The sequence below is a fragment of the Bradyrhizobium sp. AZCC 1719 genome (genome assembly GCF_036924525.1).
In the GTDB taxonomy this organism is placed as follows: Bacteria; Pseudomonadota; Alphaproteobacteria; order Rhizobiales; family Xanthobacteraceae; genus Bradyrhizobium.
On the sequence record NZ_JAZHRU010000001.1, the window covers coordinates 6,313,659 to 6,329,324 of the forward strand.

Sequence of the window (15,666 nt, forward strand, 5' to 3'; positions counted from 1 at the left end):
ACATCAGACATCAGCGAGGACGACATGCAGGGCAAGATCGCATTAGAGGAACATTTCGCCATCCCGGACACGCTGATGGACTCAGCGGGCTTCGTTCCGGACTCCTATTGGCCGGAGTTGAAGAACCGCCTGCTTGATATCCAGGACAAGCGGCTGGCGCAGATGGACCGCCACGGCGTCGAGATGATGATCCTGTCGCTGAACGCGCCGGCGGTTCAGGCAATTCCCGACGTCGCCCGTGCCAACGAGATTGCGATCCGCGCCAACGATTTCCTCGCCGAACAGGTGGCAAAACGGCCGTCGCGATTCCAGGCCTTTGCCGCACTGCCGATGCAGGACCCCGATCTCGCGATCGCCGAACTCGAGCGCTGCATCAAGACGCTCGGCTTCCGTGGCGCGCTGGTCAACGGCTTCTCGCAAATCGGCGACGGCAAGCGGCCGGTCTACTATGACCTGCCGCAATACTGGCCGTTCTGGGCGGCGGTGGAGCAGACCGGCCTGCCCTTCTATCTGCATCCGCGCAATCCGCTGCCGGAAGACTGCGCGATCTATGAAGGGCATCCCTGGTTGATGGGCCCGACTTGGGCCTTTGGGCAGGAGACCGCGGTTCATGCGTTGCGGCTGATGGGATCGGGGCTGTTCGATGCCTATCCAAAACTGAAGATCATCCTCGGCCATATGGGCGAAGGCCTGCCCTACAGCATGTGGCGCGTCGATCATCGCAACGGCTGGGTCAAGGCGCCGCCGAAACACAAGGCAAAGAGGAAGATCTGCGACTACTTCAATGCCAACTTTTTCCTGACCACGTCGGGTAATTTCCGCACACAAACGCTGATCGATTCCATTCTCGAGATCGGAGCCGATCGCATCCTGTTCTCGGTCGACTGGCCGTTCGAGAACGTGGACCACGCCTCCGACTGGTTCAACAGCGCCAGCATCAGCGAGAACGATCGCCTGAAGATCGGACGGCGCAACGCCATCGACCTGTTCAAGCTCGATCTCGGCGAGCATGCCGTCGCCGAGCACGGCATTCATCAAGCCGCGGAATAGGCGGCCTCAAACGACATAATCATCATCTGGGAGGGATACGGCCATGGCCGCGCAGGCAATCGATCTTCACGAAGAACTCGCCGAAGCAAAGGTAGGAAAATTTCACTGGCGCCTCGGCGCCATCATGGGACTGCTAACGCTGTTTGACGGATATGACACGTTCAACCCGGCTTACGTCATTCACTACGTCGCCAAGCCCTGGGGCCTGCAGGCTGGCCAGGCGGGACTATTGATTTCCAGCGGCCTGGTTGGATTCCTCCTCGGGGCCGCCATCCACGGCATCATTGCCGACCGACTCGGCCGCCGCGGCACCCTGCTCGGCGGCCTGTGGATCACCAGTATCTTTACGCTGCTCACCGCGACCTCGGCGGACTCGTTCCTCTCCTTCTGCATCCTGCGGCTCCTGACCGGCATCGGCCTCGGCGTGCTGCTGCCGCTCGCGACCACCTACATCAACGAGCTGGCGCCGCGGCGCGTGGCGAACACGTTTGCGCTGTGGGGCGTCGCGCTTGGCTGGGCGCTCGGCGGCACCCTCGCCGGTGTCGCTGGCGTATTCGCGACGCCGCTATTCGGCTGGACGTCGCTGTACTGGATCGGCTCGCTGTCGTTCCTGCTGCTTCCCTTCATGCACATGATGCTGCCGGAATCGCCAAAGTTTCTTGCACTTCAGGGCCGCATCGATGAAATCCGCGACATGCTGACAAAGCTCCGGCCGGAGCGCGCCAGCGTTTACGCGTCAGCCGAAATTGCCGTCGGGCAGACCGAGAAGCCGGTCAATTCGGTGGCGGCTCTGCTGCAGTCCAAATATCGCCGGACTACGTTCGCGATCTGGGCATCGGCCTTCCTCAGCCTGTTCTGCATCTTCGGCCTGTCAGGGTGGATTCCGACCGTGATGATGCAGCGTGGAGAAACCTTTGCTGCAAGCTTCGGCTTCGGCGCGCTGATGCAGATCATGTCGTTCGTCGGCGCTCTCGTGCTTGGGCATCTCGTCGACAAGTCCGGCAGCAGCCGTGGGCTGATCGCGACCTGGTGGGCGATTGGCGGCCTCGCCGTGCTCTCGCTCGTGGTGATGAACGACCACATCGTCAACATCACATCGGTCGCCGCCGCCGGCTTCTTCATCATCGGCGCGCAGTTCGTGCTGAACAATTTCACCGCAGCTTCCTATGAGACCGGCGTGCGCGCCACCGCGGTCGGAATGGAGCTCGGGGTCGCCCGCGTCGGCGCCATTCTCGGACCGTTCGTCGCCGGCGCGCTGCAGCAATATTACCAGAGCCCGACGCCGATGTTCCTGTCGATCGGCGTCTCCGCGATCGCCGCCGGGATGATTATCTTGCTGGCCCGCCGGCCCGTGAGCGCACCATCTGGTAGCCTTGAAGAGGCTGCCGGCTTGCGCAAGGTTGCACAGCCCGCCTCTTGAGCCGGAAGACCGGCTCCGGGGCGGCCTGATCCTGGAGCCGGCCCTTTCGTCCGCAAGGAGCAACCATGCAAGACTTCACCTACCAGAGCGCGCCGATGCGGGTGGTGTTCGGCACCGGCACGCTGCGTCAGTTGCCCGATGAATTGTCCCGCCTCGGCGTTACCCGCGCCCTCGTGCTGGCGACCCCGCGGCAGAAGGATCTCGTCGCCGGCATCCGGGAGATGATCGGCGAACGCTTCGCCGGCGTCTTCACCGGAGCGGTCATGCATACGCCCGTCGAGGTGACGGAACGGGCTATGGAAGTGATGCGCGAGATTCAGGCCGATGGCGTCGTCGCGATCGGCGGCGGTTCGACAACCGGCCTCGGCAAGGCGATCGCTTTGCGCACCGATCTGCCGCAGATCGTGCTGCCGACCAGTTACGCCGGCTCGGAGATGACGCCGGTGGTCGGCCAGACCAGCGGCGGGATCAAGACCACGCAATCGAGCCCGAAAATTCTCCCCGAGATCGTGATCTATGACGTCGACCTCACCATGACGATGCCGGCAAAACTATCGGCGACATCGGGCGTCAACGCCATCGCGCACGCGGTCGAGGCGCTCTACGCGCGGGACCGCAACCCCATCATATCGCTGATGGCGCAGGAAGGCATCGGCACGCTGGCGCGGGCGCTGCCGAAAATCTGCGCTGAGCCAAGCAACAAGACGGCGCGCACCGACGCGCTCTATGGCGCCTGGCTCTGCGGCGTCTGTCTCGGCGCGGTCGGCATGGCGCTGCACCACAAGCTCTGCCATACGCTGGGCGGGCTGTTCAATCTGCCGCATGCCGAGACCCACACCGTCATTCTCCCGCACGCCCTCGCCTACAATGAGCCTGCCGCACCTGAGGCGATGACACGCATCGCCACAGCGCTTGGCGTGAGCGACCCGGCGCTCGGCCTCCACGATCTGGCGCGAAAGCTTGCCGCGCCGCTGTCGCTGCGCGAGATCGGCATGCCCGAGAGCGGCATCGATCAGGCCGCCGACCTCGCCGCGCAGAATCCGTACTGGAATCCGCGCCCGATCGAGCGAGAGGCGATCCGCGAATTGATCTCGCGCGCCTGGCGCGGAGACGCTCCGCAAACCGCCCAATGATCCATCTGAGCTACGATTTCAGCCTGAAGGCGGATTCCGAAACGCGCCGCGCCGCCGAGCGCGCCGCCTAAGCTTTACGCCGCGACCGGCTCCGCCGCGCGCTCCTCGACCAGTGCGATCGCATCGCGCAGCACGTCGACGCCGGCGCCCGGCCTGACGCCCTTCTCCGCGAGATGGCGGCGAAAGGCGCGCGCGCCGGGCACGCCGTGAAACGCGCCGACAAAGTGCCGCGCCATCGCATGCAGCTTTGTGCCTTGCGCCAACTGGCCCTCGATGTAAGGCAACATCGCTTCGAAGACGTCCTTCATCGTCGCGTGAGGTGCCACCTCGCCGAACAATTCCGGATCAACATCGAGTAGGCGCCACGGCTCCTGATAGGCCGCCCGCCCCAGCATCACGCCGTCGACATGGTCGAGGTGCCGCTTCGCCTCGGCAATACTGCCGATGCCGCCATTGATGATAATGGGCACATCCGGCAGCACGGTCTTCAGCCGGTAAACCCTGTCGTAATCGAGCGGCGGGATGTCGCGGTTTTCCTTCGGCGACAATCCGTTGAGCCAAGCCTTCCGGGCATGCACGATCAGCGCGTCGGCACCGGCCGCGACCACGCTGCGCGCCAGCACGTCGAGCGCCAGTTCGGGGTCCTGGTCGTCGATGCCGATCCGGCATTTGACTGTAACCGGAATCTTGACCGCGCGCTTCATCGCAGCGACGCCCTCGGCGACCAGCGCCGGCTCCGCCATCAGGCAGGCGCCGAAGCGGCCATCCTTCACGCGGTCGGATGGACAGCCGACATTGAGATTGATTTCGTCGTAGCCAAAATCCTCGCCGATGCTCGCAGCGGTCGCGAGATCATCCGGAACGGAACCGCCGAGCTGCAGCGCCACCGGATGCTCGCTTGGATCGAAGCCGAGCAGCCGTCTCCGGTCGCCATGAATAATGGCGCCGGTAGTCAGCATCTCCGTATAAAGCCGCGCACGCCGGCTCATCAGACGGTGGAACACGCGGCACTGCCGGTCGGTCCAATCCATCATGGGGGCAATGCAAAATCGATGCGTTAACATGTTGATGTTATTTCGCTTTATCGCCTCATCTGGAATAGCTGATTTTTGGGCCGACACAAATTAAAAGCTGACTATTGTGGCATTTTCCTTTCGTTTCAAGTGCTTGGGTCGATCGCCCGTTCGTCCTTCGATGATGCCGCACCTCGCCCGGTACAGCATTGCAGTACCGGAGGACCGCGTGCAGTACCGCGCTAGTTTGTACCCTCCTGATCAATCCCATCTACTTCGGCCACAAAGTAGCGTGCCGCTCTCCCCAGGCCCAGCGCTTCAGGACCGCGGTCGTAGTTTTGGCGATGGTAGAGTAAGAGAACTTGCGCGCTGCGGTCGCTATGACAACCGAGGTCGAGCAAATCGGCGTGTCAGCATATCCACCGGCCTGGCCGTCGCGCTTGGGGGATCTACGGAGCTAACCCCGCCCCAATCAAGCGTTGCTCGATTGATAACCGCACGACGCTCGGTTTCGTCTCAGTGTCGGGGGACCTTAGCGCAGGGTGTGCCGCTGAACGGTGAAGTTGTCCTTCACGACGAACTTCTGAGGTCGGGCAGCCCCTGACGCGTGGGACGTCAGATCGCGTCGTCGACGATCAAATGTGGCTTGCCCTGCGAGCAGGATTCGACGCGTGCCCTAATGCGAAAGGTTGCGGCAAGGTTTTCCGGCGTCAGGACGCTAGCCGCCGTGCCGAAATCGTGCAACGTTCCATCACAGAGGAGAGCGACCTTGTCGGCGAATTTCAGTGCCAGGTCGAGATGGTGCAGCGCGATCAGCACGAGCATACCGTCATCATGCGCAAGGCTGCGCACCTGCCGCATCGCCTCCAACTGGCGGCGAAAACGCTATACTGACCCATCCGAGCCGTGCGACGGACGCGGTCACAGCAGCACGCCAAATCCTGCTTGCTCTCCCTCAATCGGCTCGCCCATTGTGATTGTAGGCTCGGCGCAATGTCGATCTCGCGTCTCCTCATCATCTTCGGCTTGTCGCTCGTTGTGCTTGGGCTGCTATGGCCCGTGATCAACAAGATCGGCTTAGGCCGGTTGCCCGGCGACATCGTCATCGAGCGCGACAACCTCCGCGTTTATATCCCGCTCGCAACATCGCTGCTGGTCAGCGTGATCCTTTCCCTGATCCTTTGGCTCGCTAACCGTTAGCCGTCGGCGCCTCTTGCTCAGGGTGGACGACGCTCGGGAGCGTTCGCGGCCGGCCTGCCGGCAGCATCATCGTCTGCGCCGTGAGCAGCCACGGCATCCACATAAATCGCGTGGCCTGCGCCCAAAACGTGAAAGGGTTGGCCGCCTCGAACGAGGACCCGAGCGCTTCGAACGATGGCGTTGCCCGGAGGTTGATTGATATCTGCTCCCAATCACCAGTCGGCGATTGCCGGTGAATGATGTCGATGTCGAGGCCGGCCAAACGAGCGCTTGCTCTCGTGGCATCGATATCGCTGCCTCGACTGTACGTTCGCTCAGGCATCGGCCTTTACCATCTTCGTGCACCGATTCCGTCCGCTTGGCACTTGCCGCCGCGGCCGGCTTATTGATTATCGCTCATTATTTTCGGCAATGAAAGCTCGGAAGGTTGCTGCCACGAACCATGGCTGCACCTTGCGGGACGATGGAACCCCGCCTCCTTGAGGCGCGCGAGGAGCTACATCTGGATCGGTTGAAAGCCGGTTAGCCTAGTCGCTTCCGCGGTGGGCTACGATCGCTGGAATCCGCAGTCGAGCCTTCACCATGCCACGCGCCTTGCGTATCTTGCCGCCTTCATGTTTGCAAGTTACCGGAAGTCCCCGAAAAGGCTCGTTGGTTAAATCAGCATCACTGGATTTTCGTTCGCAGACCGGTGCGCTCGTGGCGGATACATTGCGGCCGGGCGGGCGCGTTCAGCGCGTTCTTCACCATCTGACCAAGCGCCAGGAAATCGACCTTGCGTGGAGACGTCCGGCGCCACGCCAGCCCGATACTGCGGCCGGGTTGCGGTTCGACAAAACGGAGGAGCTTCACTCGGTCGTCCCGCAACTCGGCATCGGCCGCGACTTCCGGAACTAGCGTGGCGCCGTATCCGCTTGCCACCATTTGCATGACCGTTGCAAGGCTCGTTGCACTGAGGCTCGAGGCCACGGTCCAACGCCCCTTGGCACAATAATCGAGCGCCTGATCCCGCAGACAATGGCCTTCTTCCAGCAGAATGAGCTTACGCTTCTTCACCTCGCCGGGCGTCACGCGCGCCGTTTCCGGAAGAGGGTCGTCGGCGGGTACAGCAAAGAGGAAGCGGTCTCTCATGAGATGGAAAACTTCAACCGCGGCCGCCTTGAGCGGCAACGCCAACAACAATACTTCGAGAGCGCCACGCTCGAGATCAGCGAGCAGCACCTTAGTTTGTGCTTCCACCAAATCAAGGCGCAGGTCGGGATACCCGAGCTCCAGTTGCGGCAGCAACCGCGGCAATATATACGGCGCCAGCGTGGGGATGACACCAAGACGCAACGTTCCGCTCAGCACCTTGGCTCTGTGTTGAGCCAGGTCTGTCAGATCGCGCACCGCACCAAGGATCACTCCGGCGCGTTGCGCAATCTCGATGCCAAGTTCGGTGAACATCGGCGCGCCCGGGCGCCGCTCGATCAACTCTATGCCGAGAAGCCCTTCCAGTTCGTGGATCTGCATTGAAAGAGCGGGCTGGCTGACACAACACTCCGCCGCGGCTCGTCCGAAATGCTGATGACGGGCAAGCGCATCAAGATAACATAGCTGCCGGGTCGTGATCACCCCGATAAGATATTCTTAATGCCGCGGCAAAGCAATTTGATTGGCTTTTTGGCTGCTAGCTTAAAACATTAGACTGCCTGAAATCGTGTGGGTTGAAATCAACAGCGCAAGCGCGCCGCACGTGCACGCTCCGAGGGTCGTTGTTGTACCGACAAGCAAAGGGAGGACCGCAAATTCGGACTTATACGCCCGCGAGGTCACCTGATCAAATCGGGAACCATCCATGGTAGGCAAGCAGATCGCATTTTCCGGCAGGGCGCGTGAAAGCATGCTGCGCGGTGTCGACATTCTCGCCAACGCGGTGCAGGTGACGCTCGGGCCCAAGGGCCGCAACGTGGTAATGGAAAAGTCGTTTGGCGCACCCCGCATTACAAAGGACGGTGTGACGGTCGCCGGAGATATCGAGCTCGAGAACAAATTCGAGAACATGGGGGCGCGCCTCGTGCGCGAGGTCGCGAGCAAGACCTCCTATGTCGCCGGTGACGGCACGACCACTGCAATCGTGCTGGCGGCTTCCCTCGTTCGCGAAGGCACCAAGGCAGTCGCCGCCGGCATGAATCCGATGGACCTGAAGCGCGGCATCGAACTTGCGGCCGAGGCTGTCGTCGAGGATATCAAGAGGAACTCGAAGAAGATCACTTCCAACGATGAAATCGCGCAGGTCGGCACCATCTCCGCCAATGGCGATGCCGAAATCGGCAAGTTGCTCGCCGAGGCCGTGAAGAAGGTCGGCAACGAGGGCGTGATTACGGTCGATGAGGCGAAGTCGCTCGGAACCGAGCTCGACGTGGTCGAGGGCATGCAGTTCGATCGCGGCTATGTCTCGCCCTACTTCATCACCAATTCCGACAAGATGCGAGTGGAGATGGAGAATCCCTACGTCCTTGTGTATGAGAAGAAGCTTTCAGACTTGCGTGAACTGCTGCCACTGCTGGAAGCCCTGGCGCAGACGGGCAAGCCGCTGCTTGTTATCGCCGAAGAAGTCGAAGGAGAAGCACTCGCCACCCTCGTGGTCAACAAGCTGCGCGGCAGCCTCAAGGTCGCGGCGGTGAAAGCGCCCGGCTTTGGCGATCGCCGCAAGGCGATGCTGCAAGACGTCGCCATCCTTACCGGTGGTACTGCCATCTTGGAAGATCTCGGCATGAAGCTTGAGAACGCCACGCTCGACATGCTCGGCCGCGCCAGAAAGGTAATGGTCGACAAGGAGAGCACCACGATCGTCGGCGGCGCCGGCAAGAAGGCGGACATCGAGGCCCGCATCAACCAGATCAAGCAGCACATCGCGGAGACGACCTCCGACTATGACCGCGAGAAGCTGGAGGAGCGGCTCGCCAAGCTCGCCGGCGGCGTGGCGGTGATCCATGTCGGAGGGGCCACAGAGATCGATGCGAGGGAGCGCAAGGACCGCGTCGACGACGCGATGCATGCGACGCGCGCCGCGGTTGAGGAAGGTATTTTGCCGGGCGGCGGCGTCGCGCTGCTGCGCGCCGCCACGGTGCTCGACCGGGTGAAGCCAGCGAACGAGGACCAGAAGCACGGCGTTGAGATCGTCAGGAAGGCAATCAGCTGGCCGGCGCGCCAGATAGCACTGAACGCCGGCGACGACGGATCGGTGGTGATCGGCAATATCCTGGAGAAGGAGCAGTACAACTGGGGTTATGATGCCCAGACCTGCGAGTACGGCGATCTGGTCTCCAAGGGCATCATCGATCCAACAAAGGTGGTGCGCACCGCGCTGCAGGACGCGGTCTCGGTCGCCGGCCTGCTCATCACCACTGAGGCCATGGTTGCCGAGCTACCGACGCCGCCGCCTCCACCTTTACCGGGCCATGACCACGACCACCGTCTCGGCGACATGGAGTTCTGATCTATCGCGAGGCGCACACGGCCGCCTGCAGCGCGCCTCTTCGGTTGTGACCGTCAATAGGATTAATGTCGAGCTGCGCCAATGGTCGCCGGGCCCCCGCGAGGAGCAGTCGTCTTGTGCGAGCATCCATGGTAGAATTTCGACGCACAAAGATATCGAGAACGTCGAGCGCTCGCTTCGAGAGTTCCGCCTGCCGATAGGAGGGATCTCGCGTTGGAGAAGACGAGGCTAACTGGCGTTACGCGCCGAACCGTCTTGACCGCCGCCGTTGCGGGGAGCGCCGGATTTGCGAGCGCCGCTCTCGCCTCGACACAGCCGCCCAGCGATGACGCGGTGGATATCGTTAAGCGACTGACTGGAAAAACCCCGACCGCGTCGGATCGTCTGCATCTGGTGATGCCGCGGACCTTTCCGAATGGATACACGGTGCCGCTTACGCTCGCGATCGATAGTCCCATGACGGAAGCCGATCACGTCAGGCACGTTTCTGTGCTGGCGCCACGAAACCCGCTAATTGAGGTCGCCACCTTTCATTTCCTCCCGCAACGCAGCGAGCCCCGCGTATCGACGCGCATTCGCCTTGCCGAACCGCAACATGTTCTGGCCGTTGCGGAGATGAACGACGGTACATTGCTGATGACCGAAAGCTGGGTCGAGGTCGCAACCAACGGATGCAAGTGACGGAAGGAGGTGCGGAATGTTCACTCCGGCACCCCGTGTGCAAGTGCCAAGAACCGCCGCGACCGGTGAAGTGTTTCCGGTCAAGACTCTGATCAGCCATCAGATGGAGACCGGGCTGCGGCACGATGACCGCGGCAACGCCATCCCGCGCAAGATCATCAACAAGTTTACCTGTCGCCACAATGGCGTCGTCGTATTCAGCGTCGATCTCCACGAAGCCATGGCGGCGAATCCTTTTATCGAATTCTACTTGCGCGCGACGGAGAGCGGCCGGCTCGAGTTCATTTGGGAAGAGGATGGCACCGGCCTTTACGTGTTGGAGCAACAGCTCACTGTCGCCTAATGTCGGAGTCAAGTTGCTATGCCCCTTCGCGCCATGAGCAAGGGGATCGGCGATCGCAAATACCGGGATGGAGCCGGTCTCAGCATGCGCAAAATCATCGCCGCTTCGATTGCTGCAGGTTCGTTCACTATTCTCGCCGATCGCAGCTATGCAGCGGACCGCGATGCTGGAGCCCAACTCGCCGCGATGTGCGCGTCCTGCCATCGTCTGGATGTCGGCAATGGTGGAATTCCGACGATCCTCGGCATGAGTCCGGAGATGCTCACCCGCGCGATGCTTGCGTACAGATCGCGTGAGCGCCCGAGCCATATCATGCGCGCCATCGCCCTGTCGCTCAGTGATGAAGAAATCGCGACGGTGGCGCGCTATCTTGCCGCGCTGAACAGGCAGGTTAGGCCATGAAGTCCCGGACGCGTCGAGAGTTCGGCTGCTTGACGGGAGCAATGGTCCTCGCAGGGCTCGCTCCTCGATTAGCTGCAGGTGAGGCCAAGGCGAAGGTTGTCGTCGTCGGTGGCGGCATCGGCGGTGCCACGGCCGCCAAGTACTTGGCCGCCAGCACGCGAACGATCGAGATCACGCTAGTTGAGCCAAAGCTGAACTATACGACCTGCTTTTTCAGCAACCTTTATCTCGCCGGGCTATGCTCGCTCGAGTCGCTTACGCATGGCTATAAGACGCTGGCGCAACGATATGGCATCAATGTTATTCATGACTCCGTGGCAGCGGTTGATCCGGTCGCAAAAACCGTCGGGCTCAAGAGTGGTCCAAAGTTACCTTACGACCGCGTCGTCGTTGCCCCTGGCATCGCTTTCAACTACGAGGCCCTCGCAGGGTATGACGAGGCAGCAACTCAGATCATCCCGCACGCCTGGAACGCAGGCCCACAGACGCAGCTTCTGAGACGGCAACTCGAAAGCATGGAGGACGGCGGCGTCTTCGTGCTCGTTGCGCCCCCTAACCCGTTTCGCTGCCCGCCAGCCCCATACGAACGTGCCTCTCTGGTTGCTTATTATTTCAAACAACATAAACCGCGCTCGAGGATCCTGATCCTCGATGCGAAAGATAGCTTCAATTCACAGGATCTATTTCTGGATGCCTGGGAGCGACACTATCGGGGTATGATCGAATGGTTGCCTGCCCAATTCACCGGTGGAATAAAGGCCATCGACGTGAAGGGGCGATCCGTCAAGACTGCGAGCGAGACATTCAAGGCCGCGGTCGCAAATGTCATACCCCCGCAGATTGCCGGCCAGTTCGCGCAGCAAAACGGGCTCGTAGATCAATCTGGCTGGTGCCCAGTCGATCCCATAACGTTCGAATCGAAGCTGCAGCCCGGAATCCACGTCGTGGGCGATGCGACCAGTGCCGGGGACATGCCGAAATCGGCGTTCGTTGCGAATAGCCAGGCCAAGGCTTGCGCGTTTGCCATAGCCGCGGCGCTGACCGGGTCCGAGCGCCAATCGCCTCATTTGTTCAACACTTGCTATACTTTTCTTAGTCCCGACGATGCGGTGAGCAATGCTGTCAGCTTCAAGCCCGTGGCCGGAACGATCAAGATCATCGACAACTTCGTCAGCCAGGTGCAGGAAAGCGTCGAAACCCGCCACCAGGCCGCACGCGAGGCGCAAAGCTGGTACGCTGCCTTTACGCGCGACACGTTCCGCTAGCGCTCGCCGCAACTGTGCAGAAATCGGCTGCACTATACAGGCGGGTCAACCCGCGTGGAGAACTTCACTACTGACCGGAACGGCCGTGCTGCGAGGTGCAGGAGCGCTCTCCGCCGCGGCGCATGGAACTGGTTCGGGCAGCCGCTCCAACCGCAGCGAATTCAGCACGACGACAATGCTTGAGCCGGCCATCACTGCCGCTGCCCACACCGGCAGCAGTAATCCGGCCATCGCCAGCCCCACGGCGATGAGATTATAACCGAACGCCCACGCCAGGTTGGTGAGGATGGTCGCGCGAACGGCGCGAGCGACGTCAATCACCCACGGAAGCATCCATAGCCCTCCCGGAGGGAGCACGACCGCGGCAGCCTCGCGGGCGAGGTCAGTCGCCGAACCAACCGCAATCCCCACGTCGGCGCCGGCCAACACCGGCGCGTCATTAAGGCCATCACCGACCATCGCGGCCATGCCACGGTTCCGCCGTCGCCGTTCCAGCGCCGCGCGCTTGGCCACAGGCAAAAGGCCTGCCTCAATGTCGTCGCTCGCGATCCCGACTGCTGCGGCAATTCGCTGCGCGGCCGCCGGAAGGTCGCCAGTCAACAGTATCGCGCGCACTTTGCGGCAACGCAAAGCTTCGACCGTCGCGCGCGCCTCTGGGAGCGGCGTATCGTCAAGCGACAGCACGGCACGCACCCGCTCGCCCCAGCCGACATAGATCACTGAGTGGCCGGTCGCTTCGCGCAATCGCCCGCGCTCGGCCAGATCGGACGCCAGCCACCAATTCAACTCGCGCATCAAGATCGCGCTGCCGGCCACCACGGTCTGCCCGTCCGAGTTGCCGCGGATGCCGCGCCCCGGCACGACCCGAACGTCGCGGCTGGCTACTTGCTCGAGTCCACGCGCCTCGGCCGCTGCAACGACGGCGCGGGCCAAGCCGTGCTCGGAATGGCGTTCCAGTCCCGCGGCATGCGCGAGCACTACGTCGGCGCTGGTGCCGTCGGTATCAATGGCGACAACGCGGGTCTCGCCTGAGGTAAGCGTGCCGGTCTTGTCGAAGGCGATCAATTGCATGCGCGCGAGCGCCTCGAGCGCGGCAGGGTCGCGCACGAGGCAGCCGCGCCGCGCCAGTCGTCCGATGCCCAGGGACGTGGCCATTGGCGCCGCAAGCCCCACCGCGCACGGACAGGCCACCACCAGTACCGCGAGGCCGATCAAGAAGGCGCGGTCAAACGCCAGGCGCTGTGCCCAGTACACCGACGCTCCAACCCCCAGCATGAGAATGATCGGTACGAATACGGCGACGATGCTGTCGGCAAGGCGCTGGCTTGGGCTGCGGCAGGTGAGCGCATCGCGCACCGATCGACAGATCTGCGCCCAGCGGGTCGCATTTGCCGCGCCGCTGCTTTCGATGAGGAGCGGGCCGTCAAGATTGAGACTACCGGCGATCACTTGCGATCCGACGTCCTTGGTGATCTGCCGGCTTTCGCCTGTGATCAGGGCCTCGTCGGTGTGCGATTCGCCCTCTTTGACCACGCCATCAACGGGGATGCGCTCCCCCGGCCGAATCCGCACCAACGTACCGGCGCCGACCTCGCGCACCGGCCGGCGATACTCTCCGTCGCCATCAACGACGGTTGCCCACTCGCTCTCCGCCGCCATTAGCGGCTGCAGGTCACGCGCCGCCCGTGCGCGCGCGACGGCATCGAGATAGTAGCCCACGGTGAACAGCATCAGCACCATGGTGGCTGTATCGAAGTAAACCTGCGGGCTGCCCTCGATGGTGGCAAAAGCGGAATAAAGGTAGGCGGCGCCGACGCCGAGCACGATGAGTGCCGAGGATGTCAGGCGCCCCTCCATGCCGTGGAGCCACGCCTCGCGGAGAAACGGTCCGCCGAGAATGATCATCGCGGGTGTTGCGAACAGCCAGAGCAGAAGATGAATCCAGGGAAGCATCTCGGCATCCGCGCCGCTGAAGGCGTCGCTGTACAGGAGCAGGCTGAACAGCATGATGTTCATGGAGAGAAAGCCGCCGACACCGAGCCGAATCAGCAGCCAGGCGGCCTCCCATTCCTCGGTTTTGCCGTGCTTGACCTGGTAGGCGATACGGCAGCCGTAGCAGCAGAATGCGCAAGCCTCACCGTTCACCGTGAGTCGCATCGCCCGCCGCCCGATGGGTAACAGGCAGTGGCTGCACAGCGCATGGTCCTGGGCCGTCATGCTGGTTCTGTCCAGCCATGCGCGAAGTGCACGGCGAAAGGGAGGACGCCGCGGCCGAGGGTGACGAGACCGAGCAGCAAAATGCAGCTGCCGGCCAGCAAGACGCCACGCTGCCGCCATGCCGGCGCCAGTGCCTGGCCGACGCCTCCCGTCAGCAGCAGCGCGGGGAAGGTCCCGAGCCCGAACGCGGCCATGGTAAGAAAGCCGTGCAATGCTCCGGCCGTGCTCGCCGCCTGGGCGGCAAAGGCGTAAACCAGCGGGCAAGGCAGGAAGCCGTTGAATACGCCAAACGCAAGCGGGGCGGCGCGCCCCGGCGCCGTCAACAGACTGCGTAGGGATGCCGCGAGGGTACCCGGACCCGAGTTGGTCGTGATGCGATGCAGGCGCGGCAGCAGGCCAAAGAACTGCAGCGCCATGGCGATCATCAGCAACCCGGCGAGGATCGCGAGAATCCGCTGACCGGTGTCAAGCGGACCGCTCAGCAGCGGGACCGTCGTTCCCTGCGGCGTGCATATGACCTGGCCGAGGGCGCCCGCAAGTCCGCCGAGAAAGCAGTAGGTTGTCAAACGACCTGTATTGTAGAGCAAATGGCGCAGAACTGTCGCGCCGCCTCCCTTCGGATCGCGGCCCAGCGCGCAAGCGAACCCGCCGCACATACCGATGCAGTGAAAACTGCCGGCGAACCCCGCGAAGAAGATTATCAGATAGGCGCTCATCGGCAGATTGCCCTGCCCGTCCAACGCTTGTGCAGCGACGGCACCGCTTCGCCGCCGCTACCCACGCACGAGATAGGCGACCCAAACGAAGAAGGCGACGGTGGCTATCGCGAAGCCGACTAACGCGATGATCTGGATCGCACTCGCATCGGCGAGCGAAAAAACCGGATTCTCGATCATGCGCGCCCTCCTGGTCAGCCGAAATAGACACGGACTACGTTTATGGCTAACTCGATGAACAGGAACAGCAGATTCAAGGCCACGAGGGCGAGAATGATCCTGGCTACCAGCACCTTCTGCTCCTTCAGAACCGGCAATTCCTGCTCCTTTATTTCGAATCGGAATCAGTCAGTCATCAGCTTGCACGTGGGTCGGAATCGCTAGACACGTCCCGGTCCCAGCCCACCCCAATAGACGACGAGATAATACAGCGCCCAGATGAAGAGGACGGCATAGACAACCAGCAGCCACATGGGAATGTAGCCGTGGCGGGACTGAATAGTGCCGCCGGCATACTCCTCCATCTCCTCCCTATCGGCCGGTGAGCTGTTATTCGCCGTCGTGTTTGGCGTTCGCGTCGGATCCGTCATCGCCGATCTCCCTCTGCAGGAAACGTATAGATGCATCGTTGGCGCCGCTGAAGGCGCCCGAGAGCACGCCCCAAATGAAGACGCAAAGTGCACCGAGACTCATCATCAAAGCTGCAATGTAGGGGCCGACGATCTCGAAATAGATGGTCATCGCT

Annotated in this window: 17 protein-coding genes; 9 read left to right on the forward strand and 8 right to left on the reverse strand. The window is 62.3% G+C overall.

The window, feature by feature from the left end; translation table 11 throughout:
- The first annotated feature begins 24 nt into the window (after positions 1-24).
- The 3 genes from V1292_RS29865 to V1292_RS29875 all read left to right on the forward strand — a co-directional run bounded on the left by V1292_RS29865 (position 25) and on the right by V1292_RS29875 (position 3,603).
- Positions 25-1,050 carry an amidohydrolase family protein gene (locus V1292_RS29865; RefSeq protein ID WP_334376136.1) on the forward strand — a complete coding sequence of 342 codons (1,026 nt, stop codon included), beginning with the start codon at positions 25-27 and terminating at the stop codon, positions 1,048-1,050.
- 43 nt (positions 1,051-1,093) lie between these two features.
- Entirely contained in the window at positions 1,094-2,470 is a 1,377-nt protein-coding gene (locus V1292_RS29870) for an MFS transporter (protein WP_334376137.1), read from the forward strand.
- A 65-nt stretch (positions 2,471-2,535) separates the two neighbouring features.
- Positions 2,536-3,603, forward strand: coding sequence for a maleylacetate reductase (locus tag V1292_RS29875; protein WP_334376138.1), 1,068 nt, complete (start codon positions 2,536-2,538; stop codon positions 3,601-3,603).
- Between the two features lie 74 nt (positions 3,604-3,677).
- On the opposite strand, the gene dusA is transcribed toward V1292_RS29875, so the two are convergent.
- Together dusA and V1292_RS29885 are read right to left on the reverse strand one after the other, a co-directional pair.
- Positions 3,678-4,667 (reverse strand): tRNA dihydrouridine(20/20a) synthase DusA, encoded by a 990-nt coding sequence (gene dusA, locus V1292_RS29880; RefSeq protein ID WP_334376139.1) that lies wholly within the window; start codon positions 4,665-4,667, stop codon positions 3,678-3,680.
- A gap of 564 nt (positions 4,668-5,231) precedes the next feature.
- The gene (locus tag V1292_RS29885; protein WP_334376140.1) at positions 5,232-5,477 is read right to left on the reverse strand and encodes an ABC transporter ATP-binding protein; all 246 of its coding nucleotides are present in this window, start codon (positions 5,475-5,477) and stop codon (positions 5,232-5,234) included.
- Between the two features lie 132 nt (positions 5,478-5,609).
- On the opposite strand from V1292_RS29885, the gene V1292_RS29890 reads away from it, so the two are divergent.
- On the forward strand, positions 5,610-5,816 hold the full coding sequence (locus tag V1292_RS29890; protein WP_334376141.1) for a DUF2905 domain-containing protein: 207 nt from the start codon (positions 5,610-5,612) through the stop codon (positions 5,814-5,816).
- 666 nt (positions 5,817-6,482) lie between these two features.
- On the opposite strand, the gene V1292_RS29895 is transcribed toward V1292_RS29890, so the two are convergent.
- A complete protein-coding gene (locus tag V1292_RS29895) occupies positions 6,483-7,430 on the reverse strand; it encodes a LysR substrate-binding domain-containing protein (protein ID WP_334376142.1) in 948 nt (315 codons plus the stop codon).
- A 223-nt stretch (positions 7,431-7,653) separates the two neighbouring features.
- Here V1292_RS29895 and groL point away from each other — a divergent pair, with 223 nt between their 5' ends.
- The 5 genes from groL (at position 7,654) to V1292_RS29920 (ending at position 11,988) form a co-directional block, all read left to right on the forward strand.
- Complete coding sequence (gene groL / locus V1292_RS29900; RefSeq protein ID WP_334376143.1) at positions 7,654-9,297, forward strand: chaperonin GroEL; 1,644 nt, start codon at positions 7,654-7,656, stop codon at positions 9,295-9,297.
- Positions 9,298-9,630: 333 nt separating this feature from the next.
- Entirely contained in the window at positions 9,631-9,978 is a 348-nt protein-coding gene (locus V1292_RS29905) for a thiosulfate oxidation carrier protein SoxY (protein WP_334376144.1), read from the forward strand.
- A gap of 16 nt (positions 9,979-9,994) precedes the next feature.
- Positions 9,995-10,321 (forward strand): thiosulfate oxidation carrier complex protein SoxZ, encoded by a 327-nt coding sequence (soxZ, locus tag V1292_RS29910; RefSeq protein WP_334376145.1) that lies wholly within the window; start codon positions 9,995-9,997, stop codon positions 10,319-10,321.
- A gap of 84 nt (positions 10,322-10,405) precedes the next feature.
- Positions 10,406-10,723, forward strand: a complete 318-nt coding sequence (locus V1292_RS29915; protein ID WP_334376146.1) for a c-type cytochrome — start codon at positions 10,406-10,408, stop codon at positions 10,721-10,723.
- Positions 10,720-11,988, forward strand: coding sequence for an NAD(P)/FAD-dependent oxidoreductase (locus V1292_RS29920; protein WP_334376147.1), 1,269 nt, complete (start codon positions 10,720-10,722; stop codon positions 11,986-11,988). Before V1292_RS29915 ends, V1292_RS29920 begins: the two co-directional genes overlap by 4 nt.
- Positions 11,989-12,033: 45 nt before the next feature.
- Here V1292_RS29920 and V1292_RS29925 read toward each other — a convergent pair whose 3' ends face one another.
- The 5 genes from V1292_RS29925 to V1292_RS29945 all read right to left on the reverse strand — a co-directional run bounded on the left by V1292_RS29925 (position 12,034) and on the right by V1292_RS29945 (position 15,662).
- On the reverse strand, positions 12,034-14,205 hold the full coding sequence (locus V1292_RS29925; protein WP_334376148.1) for a heavy metal translocating P-type ATPase: 2,172 nt from the start codon (positions 14,203-14,205) through the stop codon (positions 12,034-12,036).
- Positions 14,202-14,921, reverse strand: a complete 720-nt coding sequence (locus V1292_RS29930) for a sulfite exporter TauE/SafE family protein (RefSeq protein WP_334376149.1) — start codon at positions 14,919-14,921, stop codon at positions 14,202-14,204. The genes V1292_RS29925 and V1292_RS29930 overlap by 4 nt, the downstream gene beginning before the upstream one ends.
- A 57-nt stretch (positions 14,922-14,978) precedes the next feature.
- On the reverse strand, positions 14,979-15,101 hold the full coding sequence (locus tag V1292_RS29935; protein WP_334359520.1) for a hypothetical protein: 123 nt from the start codon (positions 15,099-15,101) through the stop codon (positions 14,979-14,981).
- Positions 15,102-15,115: 14 nt separating this feature from the next.
- Positions 15,116-15,238 carry a hypothetical protein gene (locus V1292_RS29940; RefSeq protein ID WP_334376150.1) on the reverse strand — a complete coding sequence of 41 codons (123 nt, stop codon included), beginning with the start codon at positions 15,236-15,238 and terminating at the stop codon, positions 15,116-15,118.
- A gap of 232 nt (positions 15,239-15,470) precedes the next feature.
- The gene (locus V1292_RS29945; RefSeq protein WP_334376151.1) at positions 15,471-15,662 is read right to left on the reverse strand and encodes a hypothetical protein; all 192 of its coding nucleotides are present in this window, start codon (positions 15,660-15,662) and stop codon (positions 15,471-15,473) included.
- Positions 15,663-15,666 lie beyond the last annotated feature (4 nt).

Bases quoted from the DNA above. Each gene is read 5' to 3' on its own strand.
- V1292_RS29915 (WP_334376146.1), top strand. From the start codon at position 10,406: ATGCGCAAAATCATCGCCGCTTCGATTGCTGCAGGTTCGTTCACTATT.
- V1292_RS29925 (WP_334376148.1), bottom strand. From the start codon at position 14,205: ATGACGGCCCAGGACCATGCGCTGTGCAGCCACTGCCTGTTACCCATC.
- soxZ (WP_334376145.1), top strand. From the start codon at position 9,995: ATGTTCACTCCGGCACCCCGTGTGCAAGTGCCAAGAACCGCCGCGACC.
- V1292_RS29945 (WP_334376151.1), bottom strand. From the start codon at position 15,662: ATGACCATCTATTTCGAGATCGTCGGCCCCTACATTGCAGCTTTGATG.
- dusA (WP_334376139.1), bottom strand. From the start codon at position 4,667: ATGTTAACGCATCGATTTTGCATTGCCCCCATGATGGATTGGACCGAC.
- V1292_RS29865 (WP_334376136.1), top strand. From the start codon at position 25: ATGCAGGGCAAGATCGCATTAGAGGAACATTTCGCCATCCCGGACACG.
- V1292_RS29920 (WP_334376147.1), top strand. From the start codon at position 10,720: ATGAAGTCCCGGACGCGTCGAGAGTTCGGCTGCTTGACGGGAGCAATG.
- V1292_RS29870 (WP_334376137.1), top strand. From the start codon at position 1,094: ATGGCCGCGCAGGCAATCGATCTTCACGAAGAACTCGCCGAAGCAAAG.
- V1292_RS29935 (WP_334359520.1), bottom strand. From the start codon at position 15,101: ATGATCGAGAATCCGGTTTTTTCGCTCGCCGATGCGAGTGCGATCCAG.
- V1292_RS29875 (WP_334376138.1), top strand. From the start codon at position 2,536: ATGCAAGACTTCACCTACCAGAGCGCGCCGATGCGGGTGGTGTTCGGC.
- groL (WP_334376143.1), top strand. From the start codon at position 7,654: ATGGTAGGCAAGCAGATCGCATTTTCCGGCAGGGCGCGTGAAAGCATG.
- V1292_RS29930 (WP_334376149.1), bottom strand. From the start codon at position 14,921: ATGAGCGCCTATCTGATAATCTTCTTCGCGGGGTTCGCCGGCAGTTTT.
- V1292_RS29890 (WP_334376141.1), top strand. From the start codon at position 5,610: ATGTCGATCTCGCGTCTCCTCATCATCTTCGGCTTGTCGCTCGTTGTG.
- V1292_RS29885 (WP_334376140.1), bottom strand. From the start codon at position 5,477: ATGCGGCAGGTGCGCAGCCTTGCGCATGATGACGGTATGCTCGTGCTG.